This is a genomic window from Streptomyces sp. NPDC093109 (genome assembly GCF_040701725.1).
Classification (GTDB): Bacteria; Actinomycetota; Actinomycetes; order Streptomycetales; family Streptomycetaceae; genus Streptomyces.
Map to the genome: position 1 here is coordinate 1 of NZ_JBFBEZ010000065.1, position 26,122 is coordinate 26,122.

At 71.6% G+C, this 26,122-nt stretch carries 20 protein-coding genes and 1 pseudogene; 6 read left to right on the forward strand and 15 right to left on the reverse strand.

What is annotated here, in order from left to right; all coding sequences use genetic code 11:
• Positions 1-102 (forward strand): annotated as a pseudogene (locus AB0389_RS35620) (ATP-binding protein); the annotation flags it as partial.
• Positions 103-193: 91 nt separating this feature from the next.
• Here the strand turns inward: AB0389_RS35620 and AB0389_RS35625 are convergent.
• The 3 genes from AB0389_RS35625 to AB0389_RS35635 all read right to left on the reverse strand — a co-directional run bounded on the left by AB0389_RS35625 (position 194) and on the right by AB0389_RS35635 (position 4,565).
• Positions 194-409, reverse strand: a complete 216-nt coding sequence (locus AB0389_RS35625) for an acyl-CoA carboxylase subunit epsilon (RefSeq protein ID WP_366399716.1) — start codon at positions 407-409, stop codon at positions 194-196.
• Positions 410-465: 56 nt separating this feature from the next.
• Positions 466-2,049 carry an acyl-CoA carboxylase subunit beta gene (locus AB0389_RS35630; RefSeq protein ID WP_114662265.1) on the reverse strand — a complete coding sequence of 528 codons (1,584 nt, stop codon included), beginning with the start codon at positions 2,047-2,049 and terminating at the stop codon, positions 466-468.
• Positions 2,050-2,201: 152 nt separating this feature from the next.
• Complete coding sequence (locus AB0389_RS35635; RefSeq protein ID WP_366399717.1) at positions 2,202-4,565, reverse strand: polysaccharide lyase 8 family protein; 2,364 nt, start codon at positions 4,563-4,565, stop codon at positions 2,202-2,204.
• A 243-nt stretch (positions 4,566-4,808) separates the two neighbouring features.
• Here AB0389_RS35635 and AB0389_RS35640 point away from each other — a divergent pair, with 243 nt between their 5' ends.
• Positions 4,809-6,014 (forward strand): glycoside hydrolase family 64 protein, encoded by a 1,206-nt coding sequence (locus AB0389_RS35640; protein WP_366399718.1) that lies wholly within the window; start codon positions 4,809-4,811, stop codon positions 6,012-6,014.
• 97 nt (positions 6,015-6,111) lie between these two features.
• Here AB0389_RS35640 and AB0389_RS35645 read toward each other — a convergent pair whose 3' ends face one another.
• Positions 6,112-6,621: a hypothetical protein gene (locus tag AB0389_RS35645; RefSeq protein ID WP_366399719.1), complete on the reverse strand. Its 510-nt coding sequence runs from the start codon at positions 6,619-6,621 to the stop codon at positions 6,112-6,114.
• 219 nt (positions 6,622-6,840) lie between these two features.
• Here AB0389_RS35645 and AB0389_RS35650 point away from each other — a divergent pair, with 219 nt between their 5' ends.
• Positions 6,841-7,455 (forward strand): YceI family protein, encoded by a 615-nt coding sequence (locus AB0389_RS35650; RefSeq protein ID WP_366399720.1) that lies wholly within the window; start codon positions 6,841-6,843, stop codon positions 7,453-7,455.
• A 35-nt stretch (positions 7,456-7,490) separates the two neighbouring features.
• Here AB0389_RS35650 and AB0389_RS35655 read toward each other — a convergent pair whose 3' ends face one another.
• The 4 genes from AB0389_RS35655 to AB0389_RS35670 form a co-directional block, all read right to left on the reverse strand.
• Positions 7,491-8,876 carry a hypothetical protein gene (locus tag AB0389_RS35655; protein ID WP_366399721.1) on the reverse strand — a complete coding sequence of 462 codons (1,386 nt, stop codon included), beginning with the start codon at positions 8,874-8,876 and terminating at the stop codon, positions 7,491-7,493.
• A 92-nt stretch (positions 8,877-8,968) separates the two neighbouring features.
• On the reverse strand, positions 8,969-10,576 hold the full coding sequence (gene cimA, locus AB0389_RS35660; protein ID WP_366399722.1) for a citramalate synthase: 1,608 nt from the start codon (positions 10,574-10,576) through the stop codon (positions 8,969-8,971).
• A gap of 388 nt (positions 10,577-10,964) precedes the next feature.
• Complete coding sequence (locus AB0389_RS35665; protein ID WP_366399723.1) at positions 10,965-12,056, reverse strand: branched-chain amino acid aminotransferase; 1,092 nt, start codon at positions 12,054-12,056, stop codon at positions 10,965-10,967.
• A 265-nt stretch (positions 12,057-12,321) separates the two neighbouring features.
• The gene (locus AB0389_RS35670; protein WP_366399724.1) at positions 12,322-13,371 is read right to left on the reverse strand and encodes a 3-isopropylmalate dehydrogenase; all 1,050 of its coding nucleotides are present in this window, start codon (positions 13,369-13,371) and stop codon (positions 12,322-12,324) included.
• Between the two features lie 129 nt (positions 13,372-13,500).
• Here AB0389_RS35670 and AB0389_RS35675 point away from each other — a divergent pair, with 129 nt between their 5' ends.
• Complete coding sequence (locus tag AB0389_RS35675) at positions 13,501-15,105, forward strand: metallophosphoesterase family protein (protein ID WP_366399725.1); 1,605 nt, start codon at positions 13,501-13,503, stop codon at positions 15,103-15,105.
• 33 nt (positions 15,106-15,138) lie between these two features.
• On the opposite strand, the gene AB0389_RS35680 is transcribed toward AB0389_RS35675, so the two are convergent.
• The 3 genes from AB0389_RS35680 to AB0389_RS35690 all read right to left on the reverse strand — a co-directional run bounded on the left by AB0389_RS35680 (position 15,139) and on the right by AB0389_RS35690 (position 18,242).
• Complete coding sequence (locus AB0389_RS35680) at positions 15,139-15,282, reverse strand: hypothetical protein (RefSeq protein WP_366399726.1); 144 nt, start codon at positions 15,280-15,282, stop codon at positions 15,139-15,141.
• 373 nt (positions 15,283-15,655) lie between these two features.
• Positions 15,656-17,287, reverse strand: a complete 1,632-nt coding sequence (gene pruA, locus AB0389_RS35685; protein ID WP_366399727.1) for an L-glutamate gamma-semialdehyde dehydrogenase — start codon at positions 17,285-17,287, stop codon at positions 15,656-15,658.
• A 28-nt stretch (positions 17,288-17,315) separates the two neighbouring features.
• The gene (locus tag AB0389_RS35690) at positions 17,316-18,242 is read right to left on the reverse strand and encodes a proline dehydrogenase family protein (RefSeq protein WP_366399728.1); all 927 of its coding nucleotides are present in this window, start codon (positions 18,240-18,242) and stop codon (positions 17,316-17,318) included.
• Positions 18,243-18,424: 182 nt separating this feature from the next.
• Here AB0389_RS35690 and AB0389_RS35695 point away from each other — a divergent pair, with 182 nt between their 5' ends.
• A complete protein-coding gene (locus AB0389_RS35695; RefSeq protein WP_366399729.1) occupies positions 18,425-19,615 on the forward strand; it encodes a helix-turn-helix domain-containing protein in 1,191 nt (396 codons plus the stop codon).
• 60 nt (positions 19,616-19,675) lie between these two features.
• Here AB0389_RS35695 and AB0389_RS35700 read toward each other — a convergent pair whose 3' ends face one another.
• From AB0389_RS35700 to AB0389_RS35715, 4 genes are all read right to left on the reverse strand, one after another.
• On the reverse strand, positions 19,676-20,383 hold the full coding sequence (locus tag AB0389_RS35700) for a response regulator transcription factor (RefSeq protein ID WP_366399730.1): 708 nt from the start codon (positions 20,381-20,383) through the stop codon (positions 19,676-19,678).
• Entirely contained in the window at positions 20,380-21,609 is a 1,230-nt protein-coding gene (locus tag AB0389_RS35705; protein ID WP_366399731.1) for a sensor histidine kinase, read from the reverse strand. The genes AB0389_RS35700 and AB0389_RS35705 overlap by 4 nt, the downstream gene beginning before the upstream one ends.
• 125 nt (positions 21,610-21,734) lie before the next feature.
• Complete coding sequence (locus AB0389_RS35710; protein WP_366399732.1) at positions 21,735-23,972, reverse strand: MMPL family transporter; 2,238 nt, start codon at positions 23,970-23,972, stop codon at positions 21,735-21,737.
• A 229-nt stretch (positions 23,973-24,201) separates the two neighbouring features.
• The gene (locus AB0389_RS35715; protein WP_366399733.1) at positions 24,202-25,458 is read right to left on the reverse strand and encodes an FAD-dependent monooxygenase; all 1,257 of its coding nucleotides are present in this window, start codon (positions 25,456-25,458) and stop codon (positions 24,202-24,204) included.
• Between the two features lie 80 nt (positions 25,459-25,538).
• Between AB0389_RS35715 and AB0389_RS35720 the strand changes: the two genes are divergently transcribed.
• Entirely contained in the window at positions 25,539-26,120 is a 582-nt protein-coding gene (locus AB0389_RS35720; protein WP_366399739.1) for a TetR/AcrR family transcriptional regulator C-terminal domain-containing protein, read from the forward strand.
• Positions 26,121-26,122 lie beyond the last annotated feature (2 nt).

Here is a 26,122-nt window from a genome sequence, read left to right on the forward strand (position 1 = left end):
CCCGACACCCCCATCATCACCACCGACGCCCGCCACCGCGCCGACGCCAAAAGCGGACTCATCACCCTCGTCGAACACGCCCTCATGGCACGACTCCGGTAGTCGTACGCAGCACCCCGCAACGTGAAAGGCCCCCGCGCTCCAGGAGTGCGGGGGCCTTCGTGCGTCGGTGACGCGGCGGGCGGGAGGGTGCTCAGCCCTGCCAGCTGTGCGGCGCGCGGAAACCGGGGGTGCGCTCCAGGCGGCGCCAGCCGGCGGTGGTCCGGCCGCGGTGCGCGGCGGTGGCGTCCGGGCGGGTGCGGCCGGCGGCGCGGGCCATCAGGATGGCGGTGATGGCGGCGAGTTCCTCGGGGCCGGCCTGGCCCTTCTCGACGCGGAGCAGGGATTCGTCTCGGGTCTCGTCGCTCATGGCGGTCGTGTCTCCGTCTTCGGGTGAGGAGGGTGGGGTGTGCGCGGGGCGCGAGGTCACTGCGGCGGGTTGCCGTGCTTGCGGGAGGGCAGGTCGGCGTGCTTCGTGCGGAGCATCGCGAGCGCGCCGGCGAGCACCTGGCGGGTCTCCACGGGGTCGATGACGTCGTCGACCAGACCGCGTTCGGCCGCGTAGTAGGGGTGCATCAGCTCGGCCTTGTACTCCTTGACCATGCGGGTGCGCATCGCGTCGGAGTCCTCGGCCTCGGCGATCTGCTTGCGGAAGATGACGTTGGCCGCGCCTTCCGCGCCCATCACCGCGATCTCGTTGGTGGGCCAGGCATAGGTGAGGTCCGCTCCGATGGACTGGGAGTCCATGACGATGTAGGCACCTCCGTATGCCTTGCGCAGGATCAGCGAGATCCGGGGCACGGTGGCGTTGCAGTACGCGTACAGCAGCTTGGCGCCGTGCCGGATGATCCCGCCGTGCTCCTGGTCGACGCCCGGCAGGAAGCCGGGTACGTCCAGCAGCGTGACGATCGGGATATTGAAAGCGTCGCACATCTGGACAAACCGTGCAGCCTTTTCGGATGCCTCGATGTCCAGCACCCCGGCGAGGGACTGCGGCTGGTTGGCGACGATGCCGATGACCTGGCCGTCGATCCGGGCGAGGGCGCAGATGATGTTACGGGCCCAGCGCTCGTGGATCTCCAGGTAGTCGCCGTCGTCGACGAGCTCCTCGATGACCTTGTGCATGTCGTACGGGCGGTTGCCGTCGGCGGGTACGAGGTCGAGCAGGACGTCGGAGCGGCGGTCCACCGGGTCCTCGGAGACGACCGTGGGCGGGTTCTCGCGGTTGTTCTGCGGGAGCATCGACAGGAGGTAGCGCACCTCGGCGATGCAGGTCTCCTCGTCGTCGTACGCGAAGTGCGCGACGCCCGAGGTCTCGGCGTGCACGTCCGCGCCGCCGAGCCCGTTCTGGGTGATCTCCTCGCCGGTGACGGCCTTCACCACGTCGGGTCCGGTGATGAACATCTGCGAGGTCTCGCGGACCATGAAGACGAAGTCGGTGAGGGCGGGACTGTAGGCCGCGCCGCCGGCGCACGGGCCGAGCATCACGCTGATCTGCGGGATGACTCCGGACGCCTTGGTGTTGCGCTGGAAGATGCCGCCGTAACCGGCGAGCGCGGAGACGCCCTCCTGGATACGGGCGCCGGCGCCGTCGTTGAGCGAGACGAGCGGGGCACCGGCCGAGATGGCCATGTCCATGATCTTGTGGATCTTTGTGGCGTGGGCCTCGCCCAGCGCGCCGCCGAAGATCCGGAAGTCGTGCGCGTACACGAAGACCGTGCGGCCCTCGACCGTGCCCCAGCCGGTGATCACACCGTCCGTGTACGGCCTCTTCGCCTCCAGGCCGAACCCGGTCGCCCGGTGCCTGCGCAGCTGCTCGACCTCGCTGAAGGATCCCTCGTCGAGCAGCAGCTCGATCCGCTCACGGGCGGTGAGCTTGCCCTTCGCCCGCTGAGCCTCGGTGGCGCGGTCACTGGGGCCCCGGCGGGCCTCCTCGCGCAGCGCGTGCAATTCGGCCACTCGGCCCCGGGCGTCGGCGGGCCCGCTCGGCGTCTCGTCCACTACGGTCATGTCCCAACCCTACGAACACCACCAAGGAATGCGCGCCGTCGACTCCGCACAGTCTCCCGGCGGTATTCCTGGTGGAGCTGGACAGAACCCGGCCGGATGCGGCGCCGGTGCACAGCACGGCACCCCCGTCGATTGTAGGGATCCCCTGAAATTCAGCGCAGGGCCACCGTGCAGCCATGGGTGGCGCCGGCGGTTCCCGGGGTGATCCTCAGCCGTAGGGTACGGCCCGCTTCGAGCACCTCGACCGACGGGTCCCGGGCCGTGACGGACCGTACCGGCCGGTCCCAGGCGATCTCCAGCGGCCGGCCGGAGCGTACGGGCTCGCTCACGCCGATGACGGCGCTCCGGCCGCGCACCACGACGAGGACGCTCGCCGGGGCGCTCGCGGCGAGCGGTCCCGCCGTACCGGCCAGCCAGAAGTTCGCGGCGACGCAGCCGAGCGAGCGGAGGGCGACGGCCTGCCGGGCGGGTGTATTGGCGAGGATCTCCAGCCAGCGCCGGTCGGCGGCGCGCGCGGCGAGCGTCCGGCGGGAGGCGCCGGGCATCAGGAGATAGCTGTACGTGGCGTCGACCGGGTCCGTACCGTGGTCCAGCCAGAGCGTGCGATACCGGCGGGTACTCCGTTCGGGTGAACTGGTGGCGTTGATGTCGCTCCAGGCGCCCGTCCGTTCCTCGGAGAGGGTCCGCAGCGCGCCGCCGTCGGGGAAGACCCAGCCGCCGTGGCCTTCCAGATGGGCCCAGCGCCGCGCGGGGTCGAGGGTGAAGGCGGCTCCGCCGCGCCCGCCGGGTTCGCCCAGGTTCCGGTTGTCGACGACCGTCTCGACGGGCACCCCGTCCGTACAGCTGATCCCGGCGCCCAGGCAGACGACGGCGTCCGCCGCGCAGAACCAGGACTTGCGGGCCTCCAGCGTGGAGCCGAGCCCCTTGACGTGCTGTCCCACGGCGGCGAACTCGCCGTCGGTGGCGCCGCCGACCCACCGCACGGCCGGCCGGGGCTCGCCCCACTCGCCGCCGGCCCGGTCCGCGAGGCGCCGGGTGGAGACCGTGGTGCCGGGCATCCTGTACGGGTCGACGGTGGGCCAGAACCAGTCGCTGTACTGGTCGTTGCCGCGGTCCGCGCGCCACCAGTAGACCATTCCCGCGCCGGTGTGCCAGCCGCGCGGATGCTCGCCGTTGCCGCACTCGTACGACGCGATCCGCTCGGACGCCATGGCGATGTTGACGGCCCAGCCGGGGCGGCGGTGCACGGCCCTGTCCATCGCGGCGAAGAGCGTGTGGCCGGTCGGCTCGGGGGCGGCGGGCACCGGGGCGGCGGCGAGGGCGTGCAGCCGGGCGAGATCGGCGACGTCGAACTGCCGGGCGGTCAGGACGGGCGACACGGTGTCGCGCTCGATCCACCCCTTGATCAGCGCGGTCCAGCGGGGGCGGGCCGCCGGGGAGGCGGCTCCCGCGAGCACGGCGATGGCCGCGATCAGCTCCTGGCCGTGGAAGTGGTCACCGCGCGGGACCCGCTCTTCGTCGCTCCTGAGGAGACCGCGGCTGACGGCCCGGCCGCTGACGCTGTCCATGGCCAGCCCGTTGTAGATCAGCGGGGCGAACGCGCGCTCGACACTGTCGAGGACGAGGCGGTGGGCCGGGTCGGTGACGGCCCAGCCGGAGCCGGCGAGCAGGGTGAGGAGCCGGCCGAGGCCGTCCAGCAGGACCTGGCCGTATGTGCCGGAGTAGGCGACCCAGGTGTGCTGGACGAACGAACCGTCGGCGTAGAGCCCGTCGCCCGTCGTCACATACGGGAAGACCGGCGCGAGGGCGTCGCGGGCCAGGGCGATCCGGTCGGGCGCCCGGCCGAGGACACCGCGCACGGCGACCGAGCGGCAGAGGTCGACGCGGTTGGCGCCGGTGCTGACGCCGGAGTAGTCGGTGAGCAGCCGGTCGGGGACGAAGTGGTCGACGGCGGCGAGCGCGGCGGCCCGCCGCTCGGCGCCGAGGCGCTCGTGGAGGACGGCGGCGATGTCCACGAGGAGGCGCGGGCTGCCGATCCGCCACTCCCACCAGTTCCCGTACGGATCGGCCGACGGGTGGTAGACGGTGGCCGCGAGGTGGTCGAGTCCGGCCAAGACGGCGGCGAGGAGCGCGCCGTCCCCGGTGAGCCCGGTACCGGGGCGGGCGTACGCCCGGGTCATGGTCCAGAGCCGGGCGTAGCTCTGGGTGATGCCTGAGGGCGGGTCGAAGGGGCGGTCCGGCCAGAGGTACGTGGCCGCCGGGGCCATGGCGCGCAGCAGCCGGCCGGCCTGCTCGCCGGTCCCGGCAAGCCGGGACGCGTAGGGCTCGGCGGCCGGGTCGTAGCCGGTGCCGAGCTGGAGGTCCACCCAGCGCAGCCGTAACTCCTCGAACGGATCGGCCGGATCAGGCGGATCGGACGGGAACGCCGGCGCGAGCGCGCCCGCTCCGGCGGCGGCCAGCGCGGTGGCGAGGAACGCGCGGCGGGAGTGCAGGGCGCGGGCGGGCGGCAGCGGCACGGAAACCTCCGGAGACGGACCCGGCCGGCCCCAACGACCGGCCCGCACAGGGCCGTTCACCGGTCTACCACGTCCGCCACCCCGCCCCTGGGACGACACAGGGTGAACATCCCGCGACTCTGAGAGCGCTCTCAGGCCCAACTCTTGACGGGTTCCCCATGCCTCGCGAGAGTGGGGGCCAACGCCGGGGCGCCTCCTCCCACACGCCGCGCCCCGCGTCCCCCACGCATCAGGAGATCCTCAGTGATATCCCGCCGCCTGCTCCTCACCGGCGCGACCGCCGCCGCGACCACCCTCACCTACCCCGTCTGGGGAAGCGTGCTCAGCCCCGACGCCTCCGCAGCGCCGGAGTTCTGCGAAATAGCCCTCCAGAACAAGTCGTTGCCCGGCACGGTCCATGCCTATATCACCGGCCATGACGCCAACACCGGCGGCGGCTGGGCGCTGCTGCGCGCTGACGGCAGTGTCTACCGGCCGCAGTCCCCGGGCGCGCCCCTGACCCCGCTGCCCGTCGACTGCGCGATCCCGCTGAACGCGGCGGGCGGCGCGCCGGTGGTGCTGAGGCTGCCCCAGCTGTTCGGCGCACGCGTCTACTTCGTACGCGACGGCAAGCTGGACTTCTTCCTCAACCCGGGCCCGGCCCTGGTCGAGCCGGCGTTCGCCACCTCGGCGGACCCCAACTACGGCCGCACCTGGTCGTTCTGCGAGTTCACCTTCAACTCCGCCCAGCTCTTCTCCAACATCAGCTATGTCGACCTGGTGACCGCGCTGCCCATCGGTATCACCCTGGAGGGCGACACCACCCACAGGGTCGCGCAGCTGCCGGAGGGCGCCCTCCAGCGGATCGCGGACGGTCTCGTCGCACAGGCGGCGGTCGACGGCCACCCGTGGGACCGGCTGGTCCTGCGCGGCGGCGACGGCCGGGTGCTGCGCGTGATCTCCCCGCAGAACGTGCCCGGCGACGCCTTCAGGAACGTCTTCACCCGCTATGTCGACCAGGTCTGGGAGAAGTACCGCTCCACGGATCTGCGGATCGACCTCCAGGGCGGCCGGGGCGTGTTCACCGGCCGGGTCACCGGTGATGTCCTTACCTTCAGCGGCGGTCACACCTTCACCAAGCCCACCTCCTCGGACATCTTCACCTGCAACAGCGGTCCGTTCGCCAACAACCCCGCCGACTCGAACGACAAGAAGGCGCTGCTGGCCCGGCTCGCCGCCGCCTTCAACCGGTCGACGGTCCTGAGCCACGCCGACCAGCCGAACGGCGCCACGGCCGCCGACTACTACCGGGACCCGGTCACCAACCACTTCGCCCGGGTCGTCCACGCCAACACCCCGATCGGCTACGCCTTCCCGTACGACGACGTCCAGCCCACCGGCCGGCCTGATGTCTCGGGCGTGGCGGCCGACGGCAATCCGCGCCGCTGGACGGTGACCGTCGGCTCCTGACCCGCGTCGCGCGTCCGGCCGCGGCCCCGGTGCCCCGCTCCCCCGACCCCACCGGTGGGGGGAGCGGGGCACCGCCGCGTGACGGTGCCGTACCGGCTCAGCAGCCGCCGCAGTTGTAGAACGTCACGTCCCAGTGGTTGCCCTCGTCCGCGTAGACGTTCCCGGCGCCGGACTTCCACTGCGCGGCGCCGTCGCCGCGCAGCCCGATGTAGGTGAACGTGTTCTTGATGTAGTTGCCGACGCAGGTGTACTTCGTCATGTCGAGCTTGTAGCCGTTCCAGTGCGAGTACGTGCCGCTCGCGTGGCCCGTCTCCGTACCGCCCGTGAGATTGACGGCGCAGCCGCTGGAGCTCCTGAGGGTCTGTGCGCCCTTGGCCGTGTCCATGTTGAGCTGCTCGAACGACGTACACGACGCGTTGTTCCGGTCGGAGCAGCCGCCGGACGACGACCAGGTGATCCCGGACGAGCTGAACATCGAGGTCGCCGTGGAATGGCTGATCTTGGTGGCGGCCTGGGCGTCGGTGGCCGAGGCGAGCACCCCGAAACCGGGGGCGAGAAGCGCGCCGACGAGGAGGGCGAAGGCGCTGAGGACCGAGCGGATCTTCATGGGGGGAATCCTCTTTCTGCCGAGGAAATCGGCTGAACACTGATCGGCCGAACACTGACTGGACAACTGATCGAACGCAGGGATTCTGCCCAGCTCTACGCGCGTCCACCGTCCCCGGCGCCACTCGATCGGGTGAATGTAGTTGAACTTTGAACGAGACGGGTCTATCGTCGACCCATCAGCGCTTGAACCCTCAACAAATCACCTCAGGAGAACACCATGGCTCTCTTCGGCCGCAAGAACAGCGCCACCGCCACCGCCGACCACGAGGTGGACCCGGCGCTGGCCGCGCTGACCGGTGACTACACGATCGACGCCTCGCACAGCACGATCAGCTTCACCGTCCGGCACGCGATGGTCACCAATGTCCGGGGCTCGTTCTCCGACCACGAGGGCTCCCTGCACCTCGACGGCTCGGCCCCCGCGAACTCCTCGGCCTCCATCGACGTCTCCATCGCCAGCGTCGACACCGGCGTGGCGGACCGCGACGCCCATCTGCGCAGCGGCGACTTCTTCGACGCCGACACCTTCCCCCGGATGACCTTCCGCTCCACCTCGGTCGAGCAGCTCGACGCGGAGACCTACCGCCTCGTCGGCGACCTCACGATCAAGGACGTCACCAAGCCGGTCACGATCGACCTGGAGTTCCACGGCTCCGCCACCGACGTCTACGGCAACGAGCGCGTCGGCTTCGAGGGCAGCGCCACGATCCTGCGCTCCGACTGGGGCCTGACCTGGAACGCGGCGCTGGAGACCGGTGGCGTGATGGTCAGCGACAAGGTCAAGCTGAGCTTCGACATCTCCGCGATCAAGAAGGCCGCCGAGGCCGCCTGAGCCCCGGTCCGGAGCCAGGGCGGTAACGAAAGACCCTAGAAGCCGCCGCCCCCGTCGAAGCCGCCACCGCCACCACCGCCGTCGAAGCCGCCTCCCCCGCCGAAACCGCCGCCTCCGAAGTCGCCCGGGTCGAAGTCCCCGCCCGAGTAGTCGCCTCCCGAGGAGTCGCCGCCGAAGCCCGAGGCGTCACCGCCGCCGAAGTCCGCCGCGTACGCGGGCGTCCCCATCATCGAGCCGAGCATGGTGCCCACCAGCAGTCCGGGCAGCAGCCCGCCGCCGAAGTAGCCCCCGGCCCACGGTCCGTATGCGGGACCGGCGTCGTAGTACGGACGCGGCCCCTCGTCCGTCCGTACGGTACGGACCGCCGGATCCTCGCCGTCCGACAGCCGGGTCGCGTCGGCCGCGCAGACAGGAACGGTCCGCCGGGCACCGGCCGGCGGGGCCCACTCCGCGTCGGTCACCGAAGGGCCGTGGCGCGGATCGAAGAAGCAGGGTGAACGGCGCTCCGGCAGCGGGGCGCCCTTTCTGCGCGCGTCCAGCGTGGCCAGCGCGAACCGGCCGCTCTCCAGCTCCTCGGTCACCGGGCGCACATCGGCGGGCCGTTGGGCCGAGGCCATCAGGGACTTCGCCTTCTCGTACGCGTCGAGGGACCGCGTGTAGTCCTCGCGCATCGCGTCATCGGCGCCGGCCTCGGCCGGGTGGAAGTCGAGCCGGTCCAGCTCCTCGCCGAACGCGGTGATGTCCTCGTCGACCACGACCCGCAGCGTGTCGAGGGCCTCCCGGTCCCGCTCGGCCCGCCTGCGCCGGTTCCGGCGGGTCACCGCGTACGCGCCCGCGCCGCCCAGCACGGCGACCGAGCCGAGCGCGATGAGCGCGCCGGTGCCGCCGGAGCTGCCGCTCCCGCCCGCCGCGCCGCCCCAGGAGGCGGGCGCGTGGCCACGGGTCTGCGGGAGGGCCTGGTCAACGAAGTTGTTCAGCTCGGTCACGGCGTCGACCTGGCCGCCCGCCCTGACCGCGTCGGCCAGATTGGTGACGGCCCGCGCGGACAGAACGGAGCTGTCGGCCTTGGCGTTGAAGCGGTCGCCGAGTCGGACGGCGTACACGCCCGTCACCCCGGTCTGGGTCCGTACCGTACGGATGACGCTGTCCGCCGGGAACTCCGCGGTGTCGGGCAGGACGGCCACGAAAATAGGCTTGTCGGCGTCCTCGATCTTCTTGGCCAGCGCCCGGGCGTCGGCCGCCGGGAGCTGGGACGCGGCCCGTGGGTCCACATAGACGGGCCCCTTCTTCAGCGCCTCGCCCACGGCCGCAGGCCCGGTGTCCGCCGCCCGCGCGGCGGGTGCGACCGCCACGGCGGTGAGCGAGAAGCAGGAGAAGGCGAGAAACAGCCCGGACAGTGTGGAAACCAGCCTCGACCTCATACCCCGACGCTACCGGCCCGCCCCGGCGCCGCCAACAGAAGTGACGGCCCGGAAGCCGGGACGGGCCGACGAGCGGACGGCCGCACCCGGACCTACACGGCCGGCTCGACCCCGGCGCGCAGCAGCCCGTACGTGTACGCGTCCTCCAGCGCCTGCCAGGACGCCGCGATCACGTTCTCGGCGACACCGACCGTGGACCACTCCCCGCCGCCGTCGCTCGTGGTGATCAGCACCCGGGTGGTGGACTCCGTACCGTGCCTGCCTTCGAGGATGCGGACCTTGTAGTCGACCAGCTCCAGCTTCGCGAGCTGCGGGTAGATCCGCTCCAGACCGACCCGCATGGCCTTGTCCAGGGCGTTGACCGGGCCGTTTCCCTCGGCGGTCGCGACGATGCGCTCGCCCTTGGCCCACAGCTTGACCGTGGCCTCGTTGGCGTGCGAGCCGTCGGGGCGGTCCTCGACGATCGCGCGCCAGGACTCCGTACGGAAGTAGCCGCGCGCCCGGCCCTCAACCTCCTCACGGAGCATCAGCTCGAAGGAGGCGTCGGCCGCCTCGTACGAGTACCCCCGCAGCTCACGCTCCTTGACCCGGGCGACGACGCGGCCGACCAGATCGCGGTCGTCGCCGAGGTCGATGCCCAGCTCCTTGCCCTTCAGCTCGATGGAGGCCCGGCCCGCCATGTCGGAGACGAGCATCCGCATGCTGTTGCCGACCCGCGCGGGGTCGATGTGCTGGTACAGGTCCGGGTCGACCTTGATCGCCGAGGCGTGCAGCCCGCCCTTGTGGGCGAAGGCCGAGACCCCGACGTACGGCTGGTGGGTGGAGGGCGCGAGGTTGACGATCTCGGCGATGGCGTGCGAGATCCGGGTCATCTCGGCGAGCGCGCCGGCCGGCAGGACCCGCTTGTCGTACTTCAGCTCCAGGGCGGCGACGACGGGGAAGAGGTTGGCGTTGCCGACCCGCTCGCCGTATCCGTTGGCCGTGCACTGGACATGGGTGGCGCCCGCGTCGACGGCGGCGAGGGTGTTGGCGACGGCGCAGCCGGTGTCGTCCTGCGCGTGGATGCCGAGCCGGGCCCCGGTGTCGGCCAGGACCGTGGAGACGACGGCCTGGATCTGGGCGGGGAGCATGCCGCCGTTGGTGTCGCAGAGGATGACGACCTCGGCGCCCGCCTCGGTGGCGGTCCGTACGACGGCCTTGGCGTACTCCGGGTTGGCGCGGTAGCCGTCGAAGAAGTGCTCGCAGTCGACGAAGACGCGGCGGCCCTGTGCGCGCAGGTGGGAGACGGTGTCGCGGACCATCTCCAGGTTCTCTTCGAGGGTGGTGCGCAGGGCCAGCTCGACATGGCGGTCATGCGATTTGGCGACCAGGGTGACCACGGGGGCGCCCGAGGCGACCAGTGCCGCCACCTGCGGGTCCTCGGCGGCACTCCCGCCCGCCCGCCGGGTGGAGCCGAAGGCCACGAGCTGGGCGTGCTGGAAGTCGATCTCCTGCTGGGCGCGCGCGAAGAACTCGGTGTCCCGCGGGTTGGCGCCCGGCCAGCCGCCCTCGATGAAGCCCACGCCGAAGTCGTCCAGGTACCGGGCGATGGCCAGCTTGTCGGCGACCGTGAGGTTGATGCCTTCGCGCTGCGCGCCGTCGCGCAGCGTCGTGTCGAAGACATGAAAACCGCTGTCGGTCTCCGGGGACTCTGTGGTCATGGTGGTTTGCTCCTGTCGAGTGGAATGTCTGGCTCCACTTGCCCCCATCATCGCGTGCCGTCCGTTTCCGTCCGGGGTGGGGCCGGAAAACGAAAAAACCCCTCGCGGGTGCGAGAGGTCTGCGCGCGGGTCTGGGGCACGATGGCCGCGCCGTACGGGTGGTACGGGGCGGTCACTGCGGACCGGCGCGCTTGCTGCCGATAATGATGGCGAACGAGAGCACGGGCCGATTTTCGCACGTCTCGCGTGACCTGCGGGAACCGTCTCACGATACGGGCGGACGGCGGATACGCGCGGCACGGCCGGGGGCTCAGGACAGCCGAGGGCTCAGGACGGCCGGCCCCGGAGCCGGGGCCCGGCCGCCCCGGCTCCGTACGGTCGCGGTCCGTCAGCCCAGCTCGTGCATCCAGCCGTGGGCGTCCGCGCCCCGGCCGGTCTGGATGTCGAGCAGCGCCGAGCGCAGCCTCAGCGTGACCTCGCCCGGCTCGCCGCCGGACTGGGTCCACTCCCCGCCCGCCGACTTGACGACGCCGACGGGGGTGATCACCGCGGCCGTACCGCAGGCGAAGACCTCGGTGAGCGTGCCGTTCTCCGCGTCGCGGCGCCACTGTTCCTTGGAGATCCGGCCCTCCTCGGAGGTGTAGCCGAGGTCGCCGGCCAGGGTGAGCAGCGAGTCGCGGGTGATGCCGGCCAGCAGGGATCCGGTCAGTTCGGGGGTGACGATGCGGTCGCCGTACACGAAGTACAGGTTCATCCCGCCGAGCTCCTCGACCCAGCGGTGCTCCACCGCGTCCAGGTAGGCGACCTGCGCGCAGCCCTCCGCCGCCGCCTCGGCCTGGGCCAGCAGGGAGGCCGCGTAGTTCCCGCCGGTCTTGGCGTCGCCGATGCCGCCGGGGACCGCGCGGACGTGGTTCTCCGAGAGCCAGACGGAGACCGGCTCGACGCCGCCGGGGAAGTACGCGCCGGCGGGCGAGGCGATGACGAGGAACAGGTACTCGTTCGCCGGGCGGACGCCCAGGCCGACCTCGGCCGCGATCATGAACGGGCGCAGATAGAGGGACTCCTCCCCGCCGTGCGCCGGGACCCACGCCTTGTCCTGCTGGACGAGCGCGTCGCACGCGGCGATGAAGGTCTCGGCGGGCAGCTCGGGCATCGCCATCCGGCGGGCGGAGCGCTGGAAGCGGGCCGCGTTGGCCTCGGGGCGGAACGTGGCGACCGTACCGTCGGGGCGGCGGTACGCCTTGAGCCCCTCGAAGATCTCCTGCGCGTAGTGCAGGGTCATATTGGCCGGGTCCATCGACAGCGGGCCGTACGGGACGAGCTGCGCGTCGTGCCAGCCGCGCCCCTCGGTCCACCTGATCGTCACCATGTGGTCGGTGAAGTACCGGCCGAACCCGGGGGCGGCGAGGATCGCCTCGCGCTCCGCTTCGGACAGCGGGCTGGCGGAGGGCTTCAGTTCGATCGTGGTTGGCGTGCTCATGAATACTCGTCCTTCACCGGTTGTGTGTGACGGACCGCGCTCACACCGCTACGTCTCGTAGGACGTCCGAGCATCCCCGTGTGCGGGCCCAACCCGATTATCGCCCGGGCGGGCGGCGACGGAAATGGCCGGGACGCGGAGGGTGCCGCGAGGGTGCGTGAGGGTGTGCGTGCGGTCCGGGGCTGGATGTACACCCGGTGGCCGCACAGCACAGCGCAGCCGCCGGGTTCTGGTGACCCGGCGGCTGCGATGAGAAGTCGTCGGGTCAGCTCGCTACGCGTACCGCGAGCGCGTCGCCGATCTGGTCGGTCGTGCGGGCGACGGCCGCCGCGCTGTCCCGCTCGGCGAGGTCGGCCGCGACGGCCTCCTCGATCCGGGCGGCCTCGGCGTCGAAACCGAGGTGTCCCAGCAGCAGGGCGACGGAGAGGATGGTGGCCGTGGGGTCGGCCTTCCCCTGGCCCGCGATGTCCGGGGCCGAGCCGTGGACCGGCTCGAACATGGACGGGAAGGTGCGGTCCGGGTTGATGTTCGCGGACGCGGCCAGGCCGATACCGCCGGTCACGGCGGCGGCCAGGTCGGTGAGGATGTCACCGAAGAGGTTGTCGGTGACGATCACGTCGAAGCGCTCGGGCTGCGTGACGAAGAAGATCGTCGCGGCGTCGACATGCAGATAGTCGGTGGTGACCTCGGGGTACTCCTGGCCCACCCGGTCGAAGATGTTCTTCCACAGGTGGCCCGCGTAGACGAGGACGTTGTTCTTGTGGACCAGCGTCAGCTTCTTGCGCGGACGGGCGTTGGCCCGCTCGTACGCGTCGCGGACGAGGCGCTCCACGCCGTACGCCGTATTGATGCTGACCTCGGTGGCCACCTCGGCGGGCGTACCCGTGCGCAGGGAGCCTCCGTTGCCGGTGTACGGGCCCTCGGTGCCCTCGCGGACGACGACGAAGTCGATGTCGGGGCGCCCGGCCAGCGGGGTCTCCGTGTTGGGGAGGAGCTTCGACGGACGCAGGTTCACGTAGTGGTCGAAGGCGAAGCGCAGCTTGAGGAGCAGCCCGCGCTCCAGCACGCCGGACGGCACGGACGGGTCGCCGATCGCGCCGAGCAGGATCGCGTCGTGCCCCTTGAGGGACTCCAGCTCCGCGTCCGGGAGGGTCTCTCCGGTACGGTGCCAGCGGCTCGCGCCGAGGTCGTACTCCTTGGTCTCCAGCTTCACGTCCTGCGGAAGCACGGCGCTGAGGACCTTGAGGCCCTGGGCCACGACTTCCCGGCCGATACCGTCACCGGGGATCACTGCGAGATCGATGCTGCGAGACATGTCGGCACCCTACCGCTCGTCCCAGCCCATGACACGGTGCGTCCATTCTGTGGACACATTGCGATTCGGTCGCCCACTGGACGCCGGGCCTCCACGCCCGCGCCACACGGTGGTGCCACGGTCGGAGCCATGGAATCTCCCACTCCCCGGGTCGGGATCCCCGACTCCCTCGCTTCCCGCATGACCATGCCGGAGCAGCACGAGTATCTGCGGACCCGGATCGGGCGGCGCGGTCTGCTGCGCGCCGGGACGCTCGCCGCCGGAACCGTGGCGGGCGCCGGCCTGCTCGGCTCCAGCGCGGCCACGGCCTCCCCCGTCTCCTCCGCGACCACCGCGCGGCCGGCCGGAGTGCCCGGCTTCCTGCCGTCGTCGGCCGCCTCGCGCGTGGACGGGGCGCTGGTCGCGCCGTTCGGCCGCCATCTCGCGTTCGGCGCGGACCCGAAGACCCGGATGAGCATCTCGTGGCAGGTGCCGCTGCCGGTGCGGAACCCGTACGTACGGGTCGGCACGGAGCCCTGGGACCTGAGCCGGAAGATCGGGGCGGAGGTGCGCCCGCTGCACACCCCGTCGCTGTCGGCGAAGCTGCCCGCCGTGGACCAGTACTACCTGCACGCCTCCCTGGAGCGGCTGCGTCCGGGCACCACGTACTACTACGGCGTGGGCCACGACGGTTTCGACCCGGCGGACGCCGCCAGGATCGGGACCGTCGGCAGCTTCCGGACGGCGCCGGCCCGCCCCGAGGCGTTCGTCTTCACCGCCTTCGGGGACCAGGGGGTGTCGTACGACGCCCTCGCCAACGACCAGGTGATCCTGGGCCAGAACCCGGTCTTCCATCTGCACGCGGGCGACATCTGCTACGCGGACAGCAACGGCCAGGGGCTGGCTTCCGATGTCTACGACGCACGGGTGTGGGACCAGTTCCTGGCGCAGACCGAGTCGGTCGCCGCGCGGGTGCCGTGGATGGTGACCACCGGGAACCACGACATGGAGGCGTGGTACTCCCCCCACGGTTACGGCGGGCAGAACGCGCGCTGGACGCTGCCGGACGGCGGGCTCGACCCGGTGAAGTCGCCGGGCGTCTACTCGTTCACGTACGGCAATGTGGGCGTGGTGGCGCTGGACGCCAACGATGTCTCGCACGAGATCCGCGCCAACGCCGGCTACACGGACGGCGCCCAGACGCGCTGGCTGGACCGGCGGCTGGCCGCGCTCCGCGCCGACCGGGACATCGACTTCATCGTGGTCTTCTTCCACCACTGCGCCTTCTCGACGACGAACGCGCACGCGTCCGACGGCGGGGTGCGCGACGCGTGGGTGCCGCTCTTCGACAAGCACCGCGTCGATCTGGTCGTGAACGGCCACAACCATGTGTACGAACGGACGGACGCGCTGCGCGCCGGCCGGGTCGGGCGGCGGGTGCCGGTGGGCGAGTCCGTCAGCTCGGTACGGGACGGCATCGTGTACGTGACGGCGGGCGGTGCGGGCAAGGCGCTGTACGACTTCCCGGTGCCGGACAGCTACGAGGGCCATGTCGCCGACCTGGAGAGCGTGCCCTCGTACCACTGGGAGGCGGGCGGCGCGAAGGCCACGGAGAGTGTGGAGTGGTCGCGCGTGCGCTACACCGGGTTCTCGTTCCTCGCCGTCGAGGTGACGACGGGGCACCGTCCGGAGCTGCGGGTGTCGGCGCTCGCCGAGACGGGCCGGCGGATCGACCGGTTCACCATCACGCGCTGAACGATCACGCGCCGGCGGTCCCGCGTCTGGCGATCACGCGCTGACGTGGCCCGTGGAGCCGCCGTTGTCGCGGCGGTCGAGCGCGCGCTGGAGGGCCGCGGCGGCGTTCTTGCGGTCGGACTCGCCGGTGCGGGGGGTCGTGTGCCGGACCCGGCGGCGGACGGTCGTCTCGCTCATGGTGGATCAGCTCCTCAAGGCAGTGGGGACACGCCTGCGCCAGCGGCAGCGTGATACCGGAAGGGGCGGGGGGCGGGCGCGACAGGGGTGGCCTGTACGGGGCGCGGGCCCTCGACCGCCGTTCGCTGGATGCAGCGATACGTTCGGCTCATTCCAAGCTAAGCGAGCGGCGGCGCCCTGTCTGCACAATTACTCGGACTTCCTACTATCTGAGACGGCGTGCCCGGCCGCACTCCGACCGCACCTCAGCCGCCGTGCATGGGACCGCCGCCGTGCATGGGACCGCCCCCGCACCGGAAGCGGGGGCCATCCGGTGCGGGGGCGGGATCAGGGGGGCCGTCGGCCCGGGGGCGGGTCAGCCGGGCAAGCCGGGTCAGCCCATGTGCGGGTAGCGGTAGTCCGTCGGCGGGACCAGCGTCTCCTTGATGGCGCGGGTCAGCGTCCAGCGCATCAGGTTCTGCGGGGCGCCGGCCTTGTCGTTGGTGCCGGAAGCGCGCCCGCCGCCGAAGGGCTGCTGGCCGACGACCGCGCCGGTCGACTTGTCGTTGATGTAGAAGTTGCCGGCCGCGTAGCGCAGCTTCTCCATCGTGTCGGCCGCGGCGGCGCGGTCGTTCGCGATGACGGCGCCGGTCAGGGCGTACGCCGAGACGGACTCCATCTGGGCCAGCATCGTGTCGTACGCCGCGTCCTCGTAGACGTGCACGGCGAGGATCGGACCGAAGTACTCGGTCGTGAAGACCTCGCTCGACGGGTCCGTGCAGAGGATCACGGTCGGGCGGACGAAGTAGCCGACGGAGTCGTCGTACGTGCCGCCCGCGACGATGGTGCAGGACGGGTCGGCGGCGGCGCGGTCGATGGCCGCCTTGTTCTTGGCGAAGGCGCGCTCGTCGATGACGGCCCCGATGAAGTTCGACAGATCGGTGACATCGCCCATGGCGATCCCGTCGACCTCGGCCGCGAACTCCTCCGCGAAACCGTCGTGCCAGATCGACGCGGGGATGTACGCGCGCGAGGAGGCCGAGCACTTCTGGCCCTGGTACTCGAAGGAGCCCCTGGTCAGCGCGGTCTTGAGGATGGCGCGGTCGGCGCTCGGGTGGGCGACGACAAAGTCCTTGCCGCCGGTCTCGCCGACGATCCGCGGGTAGGAGCGGTACTTCTCGATGTTGGCGCCGACCGTCTTCCACAGGTGCTGGAAGGTCCTGGTCGAGCCGGTGAAGTGGATGCCCGCCAGCTCGGGGTGGTTCAGGGCCACCTCGGAGACGGCGATGCCGTCGCCCGTCACCAGGTTGATGACGCCCTTGGGCAGCCCGGCCTCCTCCAGCACCCGCATCAGCAGGACGGCGGCGAGGGTCTGCGTCGGGGACGGCTTCCACACCACCACATTGCCCATGAGCGCGGGCGCGGTGGGCAGATTGCCCGCGATCGCCGTGAAGTTGAACGGGGTGATCGCGTAGACGAAGCCTTCGAGCGGCCGGTGGTCGAGCCGGTTCCAGACTCCGGGCGAGTTGGCCGGCGGCTGCTCCGCGAGCAGGTCACGGGCGTACTTGACGTTGAAGCGCCAGAAGTCGACCAGTTCGCACGGGGTGTCGATCTCGGCCTGCTGGACGGTCTTGGACTGGCCGAGCATGGTCGCGGCGGCCAGCGTCTCGCGCCAGGGCCCGGAGAGGAGTTCGGCGGCGCGCAGGATGATCGCGGCGCGGTCGTCGAAGGCCATCGCGCGCCAGGCGGGCGCGGCGGCCAGCGCGGCGTCGACCGCGTCCCGCGCGTCCTGCTCGGTGGCGCCCGCGAAGGTGCCGAGCACGGCGCCGTGGTTGTGCGGCTGGACGACATCGACGCGCGCGCCGCCGCCCATCCGCTTCTCGCCGCCGATGGTCATCGGCAGGTCGACGGGGTTCTCGGCCAGCTCCTTCAGCTTGGCCTCCAGCCGGCCCCGCTCGGCCGAGCCGGGGGCGTAGCCGTGCACCGGCTCGTTGACCGGCGCGGGAACCTGGGTCACTGCGTCCATGGTGGCGAAGCTCCTTGGGTGAGAGGGGTCAGCCGCGGCTGACGAGCGAGCGCAGGAAGAACGCGAGGTTGGCGGGGCGCTCCGCGAGGCGGCGCATGAAATATCCGTACCAGTCGGTGCCGTACGCGACGTAGACCCGCATCCGGTGCCCCTCGGCGGCCAGCCGGACCTGCTCGGCCTCGCGGATGCCGTACAGCATCTGGAACTCGTACTCGTCGGGCTTGCGGCCCGCGCGCTGCGCGAGGTCCTGGGCGATCGCGACGAGGCGCGGGTCGTGCGTGCCGACCATCGGGTAGCCGGTGCCGTCCATCAGGATCCGCAGGCAGCGGACGTACGCGCGGTCGACGTCGCCCTTGTCGAGGTACGCGACCGAGCCGGGCTCCTTGTAGGCGCCCTTGACGAGACGGACGCGCGATCCGGCGGCGGCGAGCGCGCGGCAGTCCTCTTCCGTACGGAAGAGGTACGACTGGACGACCGCGCCGGTCTCCGGGAAGCGGGTGCGCAGTTCGGCGTGGATGGCGAGCATCGAGTCGAGGGTGGTGTGGTCCTCGGCGTCGAGAGTGACCGTGGTGCCGATCGCGGCGGCGGCCTCGACGACGGCGGTGACGTTGGCCAGCGCGAGGTCGTGCCCGCCGGGCAGCGCCTGGCCGAAGGAGGACAGCTTCACCGACATCTCGGCGCGGGGGCCGAGGTCCAGCGGTGCGAGCGCCTCGACGAGCCGCAGATACGCGTCGCGGGCGGCGCGCGCCTCGGCCGGATCGGTGATGTCCTCGCCGAGGACGTCGAGGGTGACCTGGAGCCCGCGCTCGGCCAGTTCCGTGAGGACGGGGGTCATCTGCTCGATGGACTCACCGGCGATGAACCGGTCCACCACGGGCCGGGTCACCGGGGCGGCCGATACGGCGCGCCGCATGGCGTCGCTCCGCGACGCGGCAAGGATCACGGGACCCAGCACGGGCACCTCCACGGTGAGTACGGGACGGCCGCGGTGCGACGGAGGGGCGCACGCGGGCGGATGAATCACTGTGAAACCTAGAGAGCGCTCCGATCCTCTGCCATCGACAGCTGTCACGCATCCGTGGCCGGGATCTCAGACAGATGTCTGAAGGCGGGGAGAAGCGGTGGGAGAATGTCCCGGTGAAGGACGATTACCAGGAACTGGTCGACGAGATCTCCGCGCTGCTCGGGGTCCCGGCGACGCTGGAGAACCGCGACTTCGGGCTGATCGCCTTCGGCGCGCACGACAGCGTGGACGACACGGTGATGGATCCGGTCAGGACGCGTTCGATCCTGACCCGGAAGTCCACGCCGGCGGTCCGCGCCTGGTTCGAGGGCTTCGGCATCACGCGGGCCACGGCGCCGGTACGGATCCCGGCGGCGCCGGACGCGGGGGTCTTCCGGGGGCGGATCTGTCTGCCCGTCCGCCACCGGGGCCAGGTCCTCGGCTATGTCTGGCTGCTGCTGGACGACGCGGACCCGGGCCCGGCCGCGTCCCGGCTGGCGGCGGCCATGGAGGTGACCGGCCGGATCGGGGATCTGCTCGCCGACGAGCTGCGGTCGGGCGTCGATCTGGCCAGGGAGCTGCGGGCCGTGCTCACCGCGGGCCCCGGCTGGCAGCGGGAGATGGCGGTGGCCGCGCTGCGCACGGCGCTCGGCCCGGGGGCGGAGGGGTCGCATGTGCTGCTCTGTGTGGCGCCGTGGCCCGGGGAGGAGCCGGGGATACGGGCGGTCCCGGGGACGGCCGCCCTGTGCGTCCTCCCCCACGGGTCCGGGGAGCCGACGGCCGTCTCCGGTGCCGTTGAAGGTGAGGGTGAGGACGAGCCCCCGGGCCGGGCGCTGGCCCTGCTCGTACGGCTCCGGTCGGCGGACGCGCTCGCCCCCGCGCTGACGGCCGCCGCCCGGCTGCGCGAGAGCGGGGGCCCGGGGGCCGGGGCCGGCGCGGGCGCCCCGCGCCGGGGCCCCGCCGGGCTGCCCGACGCCTGGCGCGAGGCGGTCGCCGCGGCCCGCGCGTCCGTGGGCCGGCCGCGCTTCGGCCCGGTGGCCCAGTGGACGGCCATCGGCCCGTACCGCCTGCTGACCGCGCTGCCGCGTACGCCCGACCCGGCCGTCGGTGCGCTGCTGGCCCCCGCCAACGCCGAACTGGCCCACACCGCCGAGGTCTTCCTGGACCACGCGGGCCAGGCGGGCCGCACCGCCGCCGCGCTCGGCATCCACCGCCAGACGCTCTACTACCGGCTCTCCCGGATCGAGCAGGTGACGGGGCTGGATCTGGACGACGGCGAGGACAGGCTGCTGCTGCACATGGCCCTGAAAGCGGCCCGGCTCTGACCCGGTGCGGGTTCCGCGGTTTCGTGCGCGCTTCCGCGTGATCATGGGCAGTGGCGTACTTCAGGGACCGTACTCGCCGCGGGGGCGTGCGGGCGGCGGCTGCGGAACGCGGGCGAAGCCGGTCCGGTAGGCGAGGGCCACGAGCTGGGCCCGGTGGCGGGCACCGAGCTTGTGCATGATGCGCTGGACGAAGGTGCGGACGGTCAGCGGGCTGACGTACAGGCGCTCGGCGATCTCGTCGTTGGTGAGCCCTTCCGCCGCGCAGAGCAGGACTTCCTGCTCGCGGGGGGTGAGGTTGTCCATCTCGCGGGGGGTCGCTTGGGAGCGGTCGGGGCCGGCGGCGGCGAGGTAGCGGGTGACCACGGCGTGGGTGGCCAGCGGGGAGAGCACCATGTCGCCGGCCGCGACGGTGCGGATGGCGGCGAGGAACTCGGCGGGTCCGACGCCTTTGCCGAGGAAGCCGCTGACGCCCGCGCGCAGGGCCCGAGTGATGTAGTCGTCGGTTTCGAAGGTGGTCAGGATGAGGACGCGGGTGCCGCGGAGCTGGGGATCGGTGGTGATCTGCGCGGCGGCGGACAGACCGTCCTGATGGGGCATGCGGACGTCCATGACCACGACGTCCGGTGTGGTGGAGCGGGCCAGTCGTACGGCCTGGTCGCCGTCGGCTGCCGTGGCGATGACTTCGAGGTCGTCGGCGGCGTCGATGAGGACCTGGAACGTCGCGGTGAGGAGGGCCTGGTCGTCGGCGAGCAGCACGCGGATGGTCACGGGGTGTCCTTGTCGTGGGCGGCCGGGCTGCCGGCCGGCGAGTACGCGAGGGTGGGCAGCTCGGCCCTCACCTCGAATCCGGCGGCGTCCCGGGGGTGGGCGCGCAGGTATCCGCCGACCGCATGGGCCCGCTCGCGCATGCCGATGAGGCCGTATCCGGCGGCGCCGCGGACCTGTACGGGCGGGCCGTCGTCGGTGACCGTCAGAGTCAGCAGGCTGTCGGTGTAGTGGAGGTGGACGGCGGCCGTGGTGGTCAGTGCGTGCTTGGAGACGTTGGTGAGTGCTTCTTGCGTGATGCGGTAGGCGGTGAGGTCGACGCCGGGTGACAGCGATCGCGTGGCGCCTTCCTGGGTGAGGGTGACGGTGAGGCCGACCTGGTCGAACGAGGCGATCAGCTCCGTCAGTCGCGTCAGACCGGGGGCGGGCTCGGTCGAAGGGCCCCGGGACTCGTCGTGTTCACGGAGCAGGACCACGGTCGCTCTCAGTTCGCCCAGCGCCGAGTTGAGGGTGGCGGTGAGGTTCTGCATGACCTGCTGTGCCTTGTCGGGCCGGCTGGCGAGCAGGTAGTCGGCGGTGGCGGACTGGGCGTGGGCGAGCGTGATGTGGTGGGCCACGACGTCGTGCAATTCGCGGGCGATGCGCATCCGTTCGGCGCCGACGCGCCGGCGGGCCTCTTCCTCGCGGGTGTGTTCCGCCATCTCCGCGCGTGCTTCCACCGCGGTGACGTAGTCGCGGCGGCTGCGCAGGGAGTCGGCCACGGCCGGGGCGACGAGGGTGAACGCGGCCAGTCCCACCTGGTCGGGCTGCAACTGCGGGCCGCCCGGCGTCCACAGGCTGGAGGCGGTGAGCAGGGCCATGGCGGCGGTGGCGGTGTAGCGGGCGGCGGTGCGGCTGTCGGTTCGCCAGGCCAGTGACGCGAGCGCCGCCATGACGGGGCCGGTGAGGGTGGAGCCGAACTCGTAACCGAAGGAGGGGCCCATGGCGCCGAGGACGGCGGTGCACACGGTCGTGGTGATGACGGTCAGACGCGGGTGGTTGCGGTGCAGCAGCAGCGCCGAGCAGGCCAGGACGGCAACGCCGGCGGCGGCGGCCGGCGGCCAGCGCACGATCCGGGGCGGCTGCGCCATGGTGGTGGAGAGCACCGCGAGGGCGCACAGGACGGCCGCCGTCGCGGCGTCGAAAGCTCTGGGGTGGCGGCGGGCCCACGACCGGATGGCGGTGATCACGCTCCCTCCTTTACGGGTGTGCTCGTCGGTTGTCGTCCGTGGACGCTCGGGGCGGGCGGCCCCCTGCGCATGCGAGGACGCCCCGGGAGGCCCGCGGTTGGCGGGAGCCCCGGGGCGGCTGTGGGTCAGACGTTCACCGAATCCTCCCGTGCCGAGGGCGCCGCCGGGACCGGGTGCTCGACCGCGAGGGTGCGAGCGAGTTTCTCACCTTCGATGTCCAGGTCGGGCAGCAGCCTGTCCAGCCACCTGGGCAGCCACCACGCCGCCTTCCCCAGGAGCGCGAGAGCGGCCGGGACGATGGTCATGCGGACGATGAACGCGTCGAAGAAGACGGCGGCGGCCAGCCCCAGACCGAGCATCTTGATCATGGAGTCGCTCATGCCGATGAAACCGGCGAAGACGGCGATCATGATGACGGCGGCGGCCACGACGACGCGGGCGCTGTGCCGGAAGCCGGTGACGATGGCCTGCGCGGGCGATTCGCCGTGGACGTGGGCTTCGCGGATACGGGTCACGAGGAAGACCTCGTAGTCCATGGCCAGGCCGAAGACCACGCCGATCAGGAAGATCGGCATCATGCTCATCACCGGTCCGGTCTGGGCGACGCCGAGCTGGTCGGCGAGCCAGCCCCACTGGAAGACCGCGACGATCGCGCCGAAGGACGCGGCGACCGAGAGCAGGAAGCCGAGGGCCGCCTTGACCGGGACGAGGATCGAACGGAAGACGATCATCAGAAGCAGGACGGCGAGCCCCACCACCACCGCGAGGTAGGGGGTGAGCGCGGCGGTGACCTTGTTCGAGACGTCGATGTTCATCGCGGTCTGACCGGTCACCAGCATGGAGGCGCCGGAGGTCTTCTTCAGGTCGGCGGCCAGGGAGCGGATCGTCTTGACGAGGTCCTTGGTCGCGCTGTCGCTCGGGCCGGTGCTGGGCACGGCGCCGATGATCGCGGTGTCGCCGGCCTTGTTGAAGGTGGCCGGCGAAACGCCCACGACGCCGTCAGTGGCCGTCAGGGCCGTACGGGCCTCTGCCGCGACAGCCTTCGCGTCGTCGGCGCCCTTGGCGTCGATGACGATGGTCAGGGGCCCGTTGAAACCGGGGCCGAAGCCGTCAGCGAGGGCATCGTAGGCACGGCGCTGCGTGGTCGAAGTGGGCTGCGCCTCGTCACCGGGCAGGCCGAGCTGGAGATCCAGTACCGGAACGGCGACGACGCCGAGAGCCGCCACGCTCAGCAGCAGCGTCGCCAGAGGCCGGCGGATGACGAAGCGGGCCCACCGGCTGCCCGCGGCCTCCTTCGCGTGAACAGGCGTGACGGTGGTGGCAGTGGCGGTGTCGGTGTCGGTGGTGCTGCTGCTGCGCTGGTCGCGCGGCAGGACGGCCTGGGGGAAGAAGCCGAGCAGCGCGGGCAGCAGCGTCAGGGCGACGAGCACGGCGAGGACGACGGTTCCGGCGGCGGCCAGCCCCATGTCGGTCAGCATCGGCACGCCCGCCACGGACAGCCCGGCCAGTGCGATGACGACGGTGGCGCCGGCGAAGACGACCGCGGATCCGGCGGTGCCCACCGCCCGGCCGGCGGCCTCCTGCGGCGCGTGCCCCGCGGCCCGTTCGGCGCGATAGCGGGAGACGATGAACAGGGCGTAGTCGATGCCCACGGCCAGGCCGAGCATCAGGGCCAGGGTGATCGTCGTGGTGGACATGCCCGCGGCGATGATGGCGCAGACTCCGGCGCCCAGGCCGACGAGCGCGGTGACCAGAGGAAGCCCGGCGGCGACCATCGCGCGGAAGGTGATGAACAGCACGAGCGCGGCGACAGCGATGCCGATCACCTCGGTGATGCCGCCGAGTTCGGGGCCGCCGTCGATGGCCGAGCCTCCGACTTCCACGGTCAGCCCCGCCGCGCGGGCTTCCTCGATGGCGTCCATGAGCTCGGCGGACGTGGCCGCGGTCAGGTCTTCGGCGACGACGGTGTAGGTGATGGTCGCGAACGCGGTGGTGGCGTCCTTGCTGACGGCTTCCGGCGCGAAGGGACTCGAGGTGTCCTTCACCTGCGAGCCGCCCGCGACGGTGTCGATGACCTTCTCGACAGCCGCCCGGTTCTCGCGAGCGGTCACCTTCTGCCCGTCGGGCGCGGCGAAGACGATGCGTGCGTCCGCGCCCTCCGCGTTGTCTCCGGGGAAGCGCTCGTCGAGCAGGTCGAACGCCTTCTGCGACTCGGTGCCCGGTATGGAGAACCCGTCCTCTTCAGCCTCCGGGGCACTGATGGCTGCGAAGGAACACGCCGCCAGGATCGCCACCCACAGGAGGGCGAAATAGCGGCGCTGCCGGAAGGACAACCGGCCGAGCCGATAGAGCAAGGAAGCCATGACGAGGCACTCCAGTCGAAGAGGAAAGGGATGGTGCCGCGGCCGTGCCGTGCGCACTCGAGGCGCCAAACGGTCCGCGGCTTCGTCCACATCATTGGCAACATCGGCCGCGGAATCGTCCCGTATCTGCGGACACCCGCCCGTACTGCGATTGCAGTACGGGCGCGGCAGGGCTCATCCCCGAGGGGCAGGACGCGTGGCCGCTCCCCGAGCCCGGCGCGGGTGCGGCTCAGGCGCCCCGGGCCGCGTGCGCGCCGGCGTAGTCCGGCAGCCGCCAGTCGCCGCCGCGGTCCTCCGTGGAGAACCGCGCGACAAGGTCGGGGATGTGGAAGAAGCAGGCCAGCGCGGTGGCGCTCTGGAAGGCGCTGATGGCGTGCTTGTTCATGGGCATGCCCACGCGCAGGATGCGGGGATTGACCTCACGCTGGATCTCGGCGACGAAGGGCCGCAGGACGCGGTCGTAGTTCGCCAGCGCGGTGGGCAGGTCGTCCGCGTGCCGGTTGATCTCCCCGGCCAGGACGTAGGCGCCGACCAGGCCGCCGGAGATTCCCATGCCGCTGTAGGGGGACGCGCAGTGCGCGGCGTCCCCGGCCAGGACCACCCGGCCCTTGGACCAGTTGTCGATGCGTACCTGGGCGATCTCCTGGGAGTAGAAGAACGGGCTGTCCTTCATACCCGCGACGAACCGGTCGGTCTGCCATCCGGCGTCCCGGAACCGCTCGGCCCAGAACTTCTGCTGCTGCTCGACGGGAGCGCGGTGGATCGCGGACGCTTCCGCCGACTCCTCGCGCACCACGAAGTACACCTGGGTCTCGGTCGCGTTGTGGCTGCGCCGCATGATCTGCCGGCCGCCGGGGACCATGCAGGTGTCGCGGATGTCGGTGTCGGAGGCGATGCGCGGCACGAACCAGTAGGCCATGTGGATGCCCACCCGCCAGTACGGGTCGAAGCCCTCGGGCAGCAGCGCCTGCCGGACGCGCGAGCCCTGCCCGTCGGCGCCGATCAGCAGGTCGTACGTGCCGGAGGTGCCGTCCGAGAAGTGCGCGGTGACCCGGTCCGCGTCCTGGTCGAAGCCGTGGACGCCCTTGTCGAAGACGTACTCGGTGCCGTTCTTGGTCGCCTCGTGCAGGATGCGGACGAGGACGCCGCGCATGATCTCGTACTCAGAGGTCAGGGTCTGACGTCCCTTGCCGGAGGTGTTCGCCATGATCGTCGCCTTCGGCCTGCCGCGGGAGTCGACGAAGGCGACGCCCGGCTCGTCCACCAGCTGCCCGCGCACGGTCTCCAGCAGGCCCATGCGCTCGACCGCCTCGATGCCCTGTCCGCGCAGGTCGACCTGGGCACCCGAGGCGCGCAGCTCCGGGAAGCGCTCGGCGACCGTCACCCGGTGACCGCCGCGGGTGAGCCAGAAGGCCAGCGCCTGCCCGGCGACGCCGCCGCCGGCGACGAGGATCCGGAGCGAACGCTCCGCGATCTTGTCTTTCACGTCCGACCACCCCAAAATCTATCGGTGATTGATTTCTTTCCACAGTCTTCTATCAGCGATAGAATGTCAACGTGACCAAGATGAACCGTGCGACCGTCGTCACCGAGGCGCTGGAGCTGCTGGACGACGTCGGCCTGGAAACGGTCAGCACCAGGCGGCTGGCCAAGCGGCTCGGCGTCGAACAGCCGTCGCTCTACTACCACTTCCGGACCAAGAAGGATCTCCTTGCCGCCATGGCGGAGGCGGCCATGGCCCCGCACGCCACCGCGGCGCTGCCGTCCCCCGGGGACGACTGGCGCGCGTGGTTCCTGGAGAACTCCCGCAGCTTCCGCCGCACACTGCTGATGCGCCGTGACGGTGCCCGGCTGCACGCCGGCAGCACTCCGACCGGCGACCTCGACCGGATCCGCCGCAAGATGGCCTTCCTGGTCTCCTCCGGCGTGCCCGAGCGGGAGGCGCAGATGGCGATGCTGGCCACCGGCCGCTACACGGTGGGCTGCGTGCTCGAGGAGCAGGCGGATACGGATGCGCCGGACGCCGGGGACCTGCCGGACGACGTCCCGGTACTGGATCACGAGGCGGCGTTCGAGGCGGGCCTCGCGCTCATCCTCGGCGGCCTGGAACAGCACACGGCCGGCAGCGCCCACCGAAAAGGCCGGTGAGC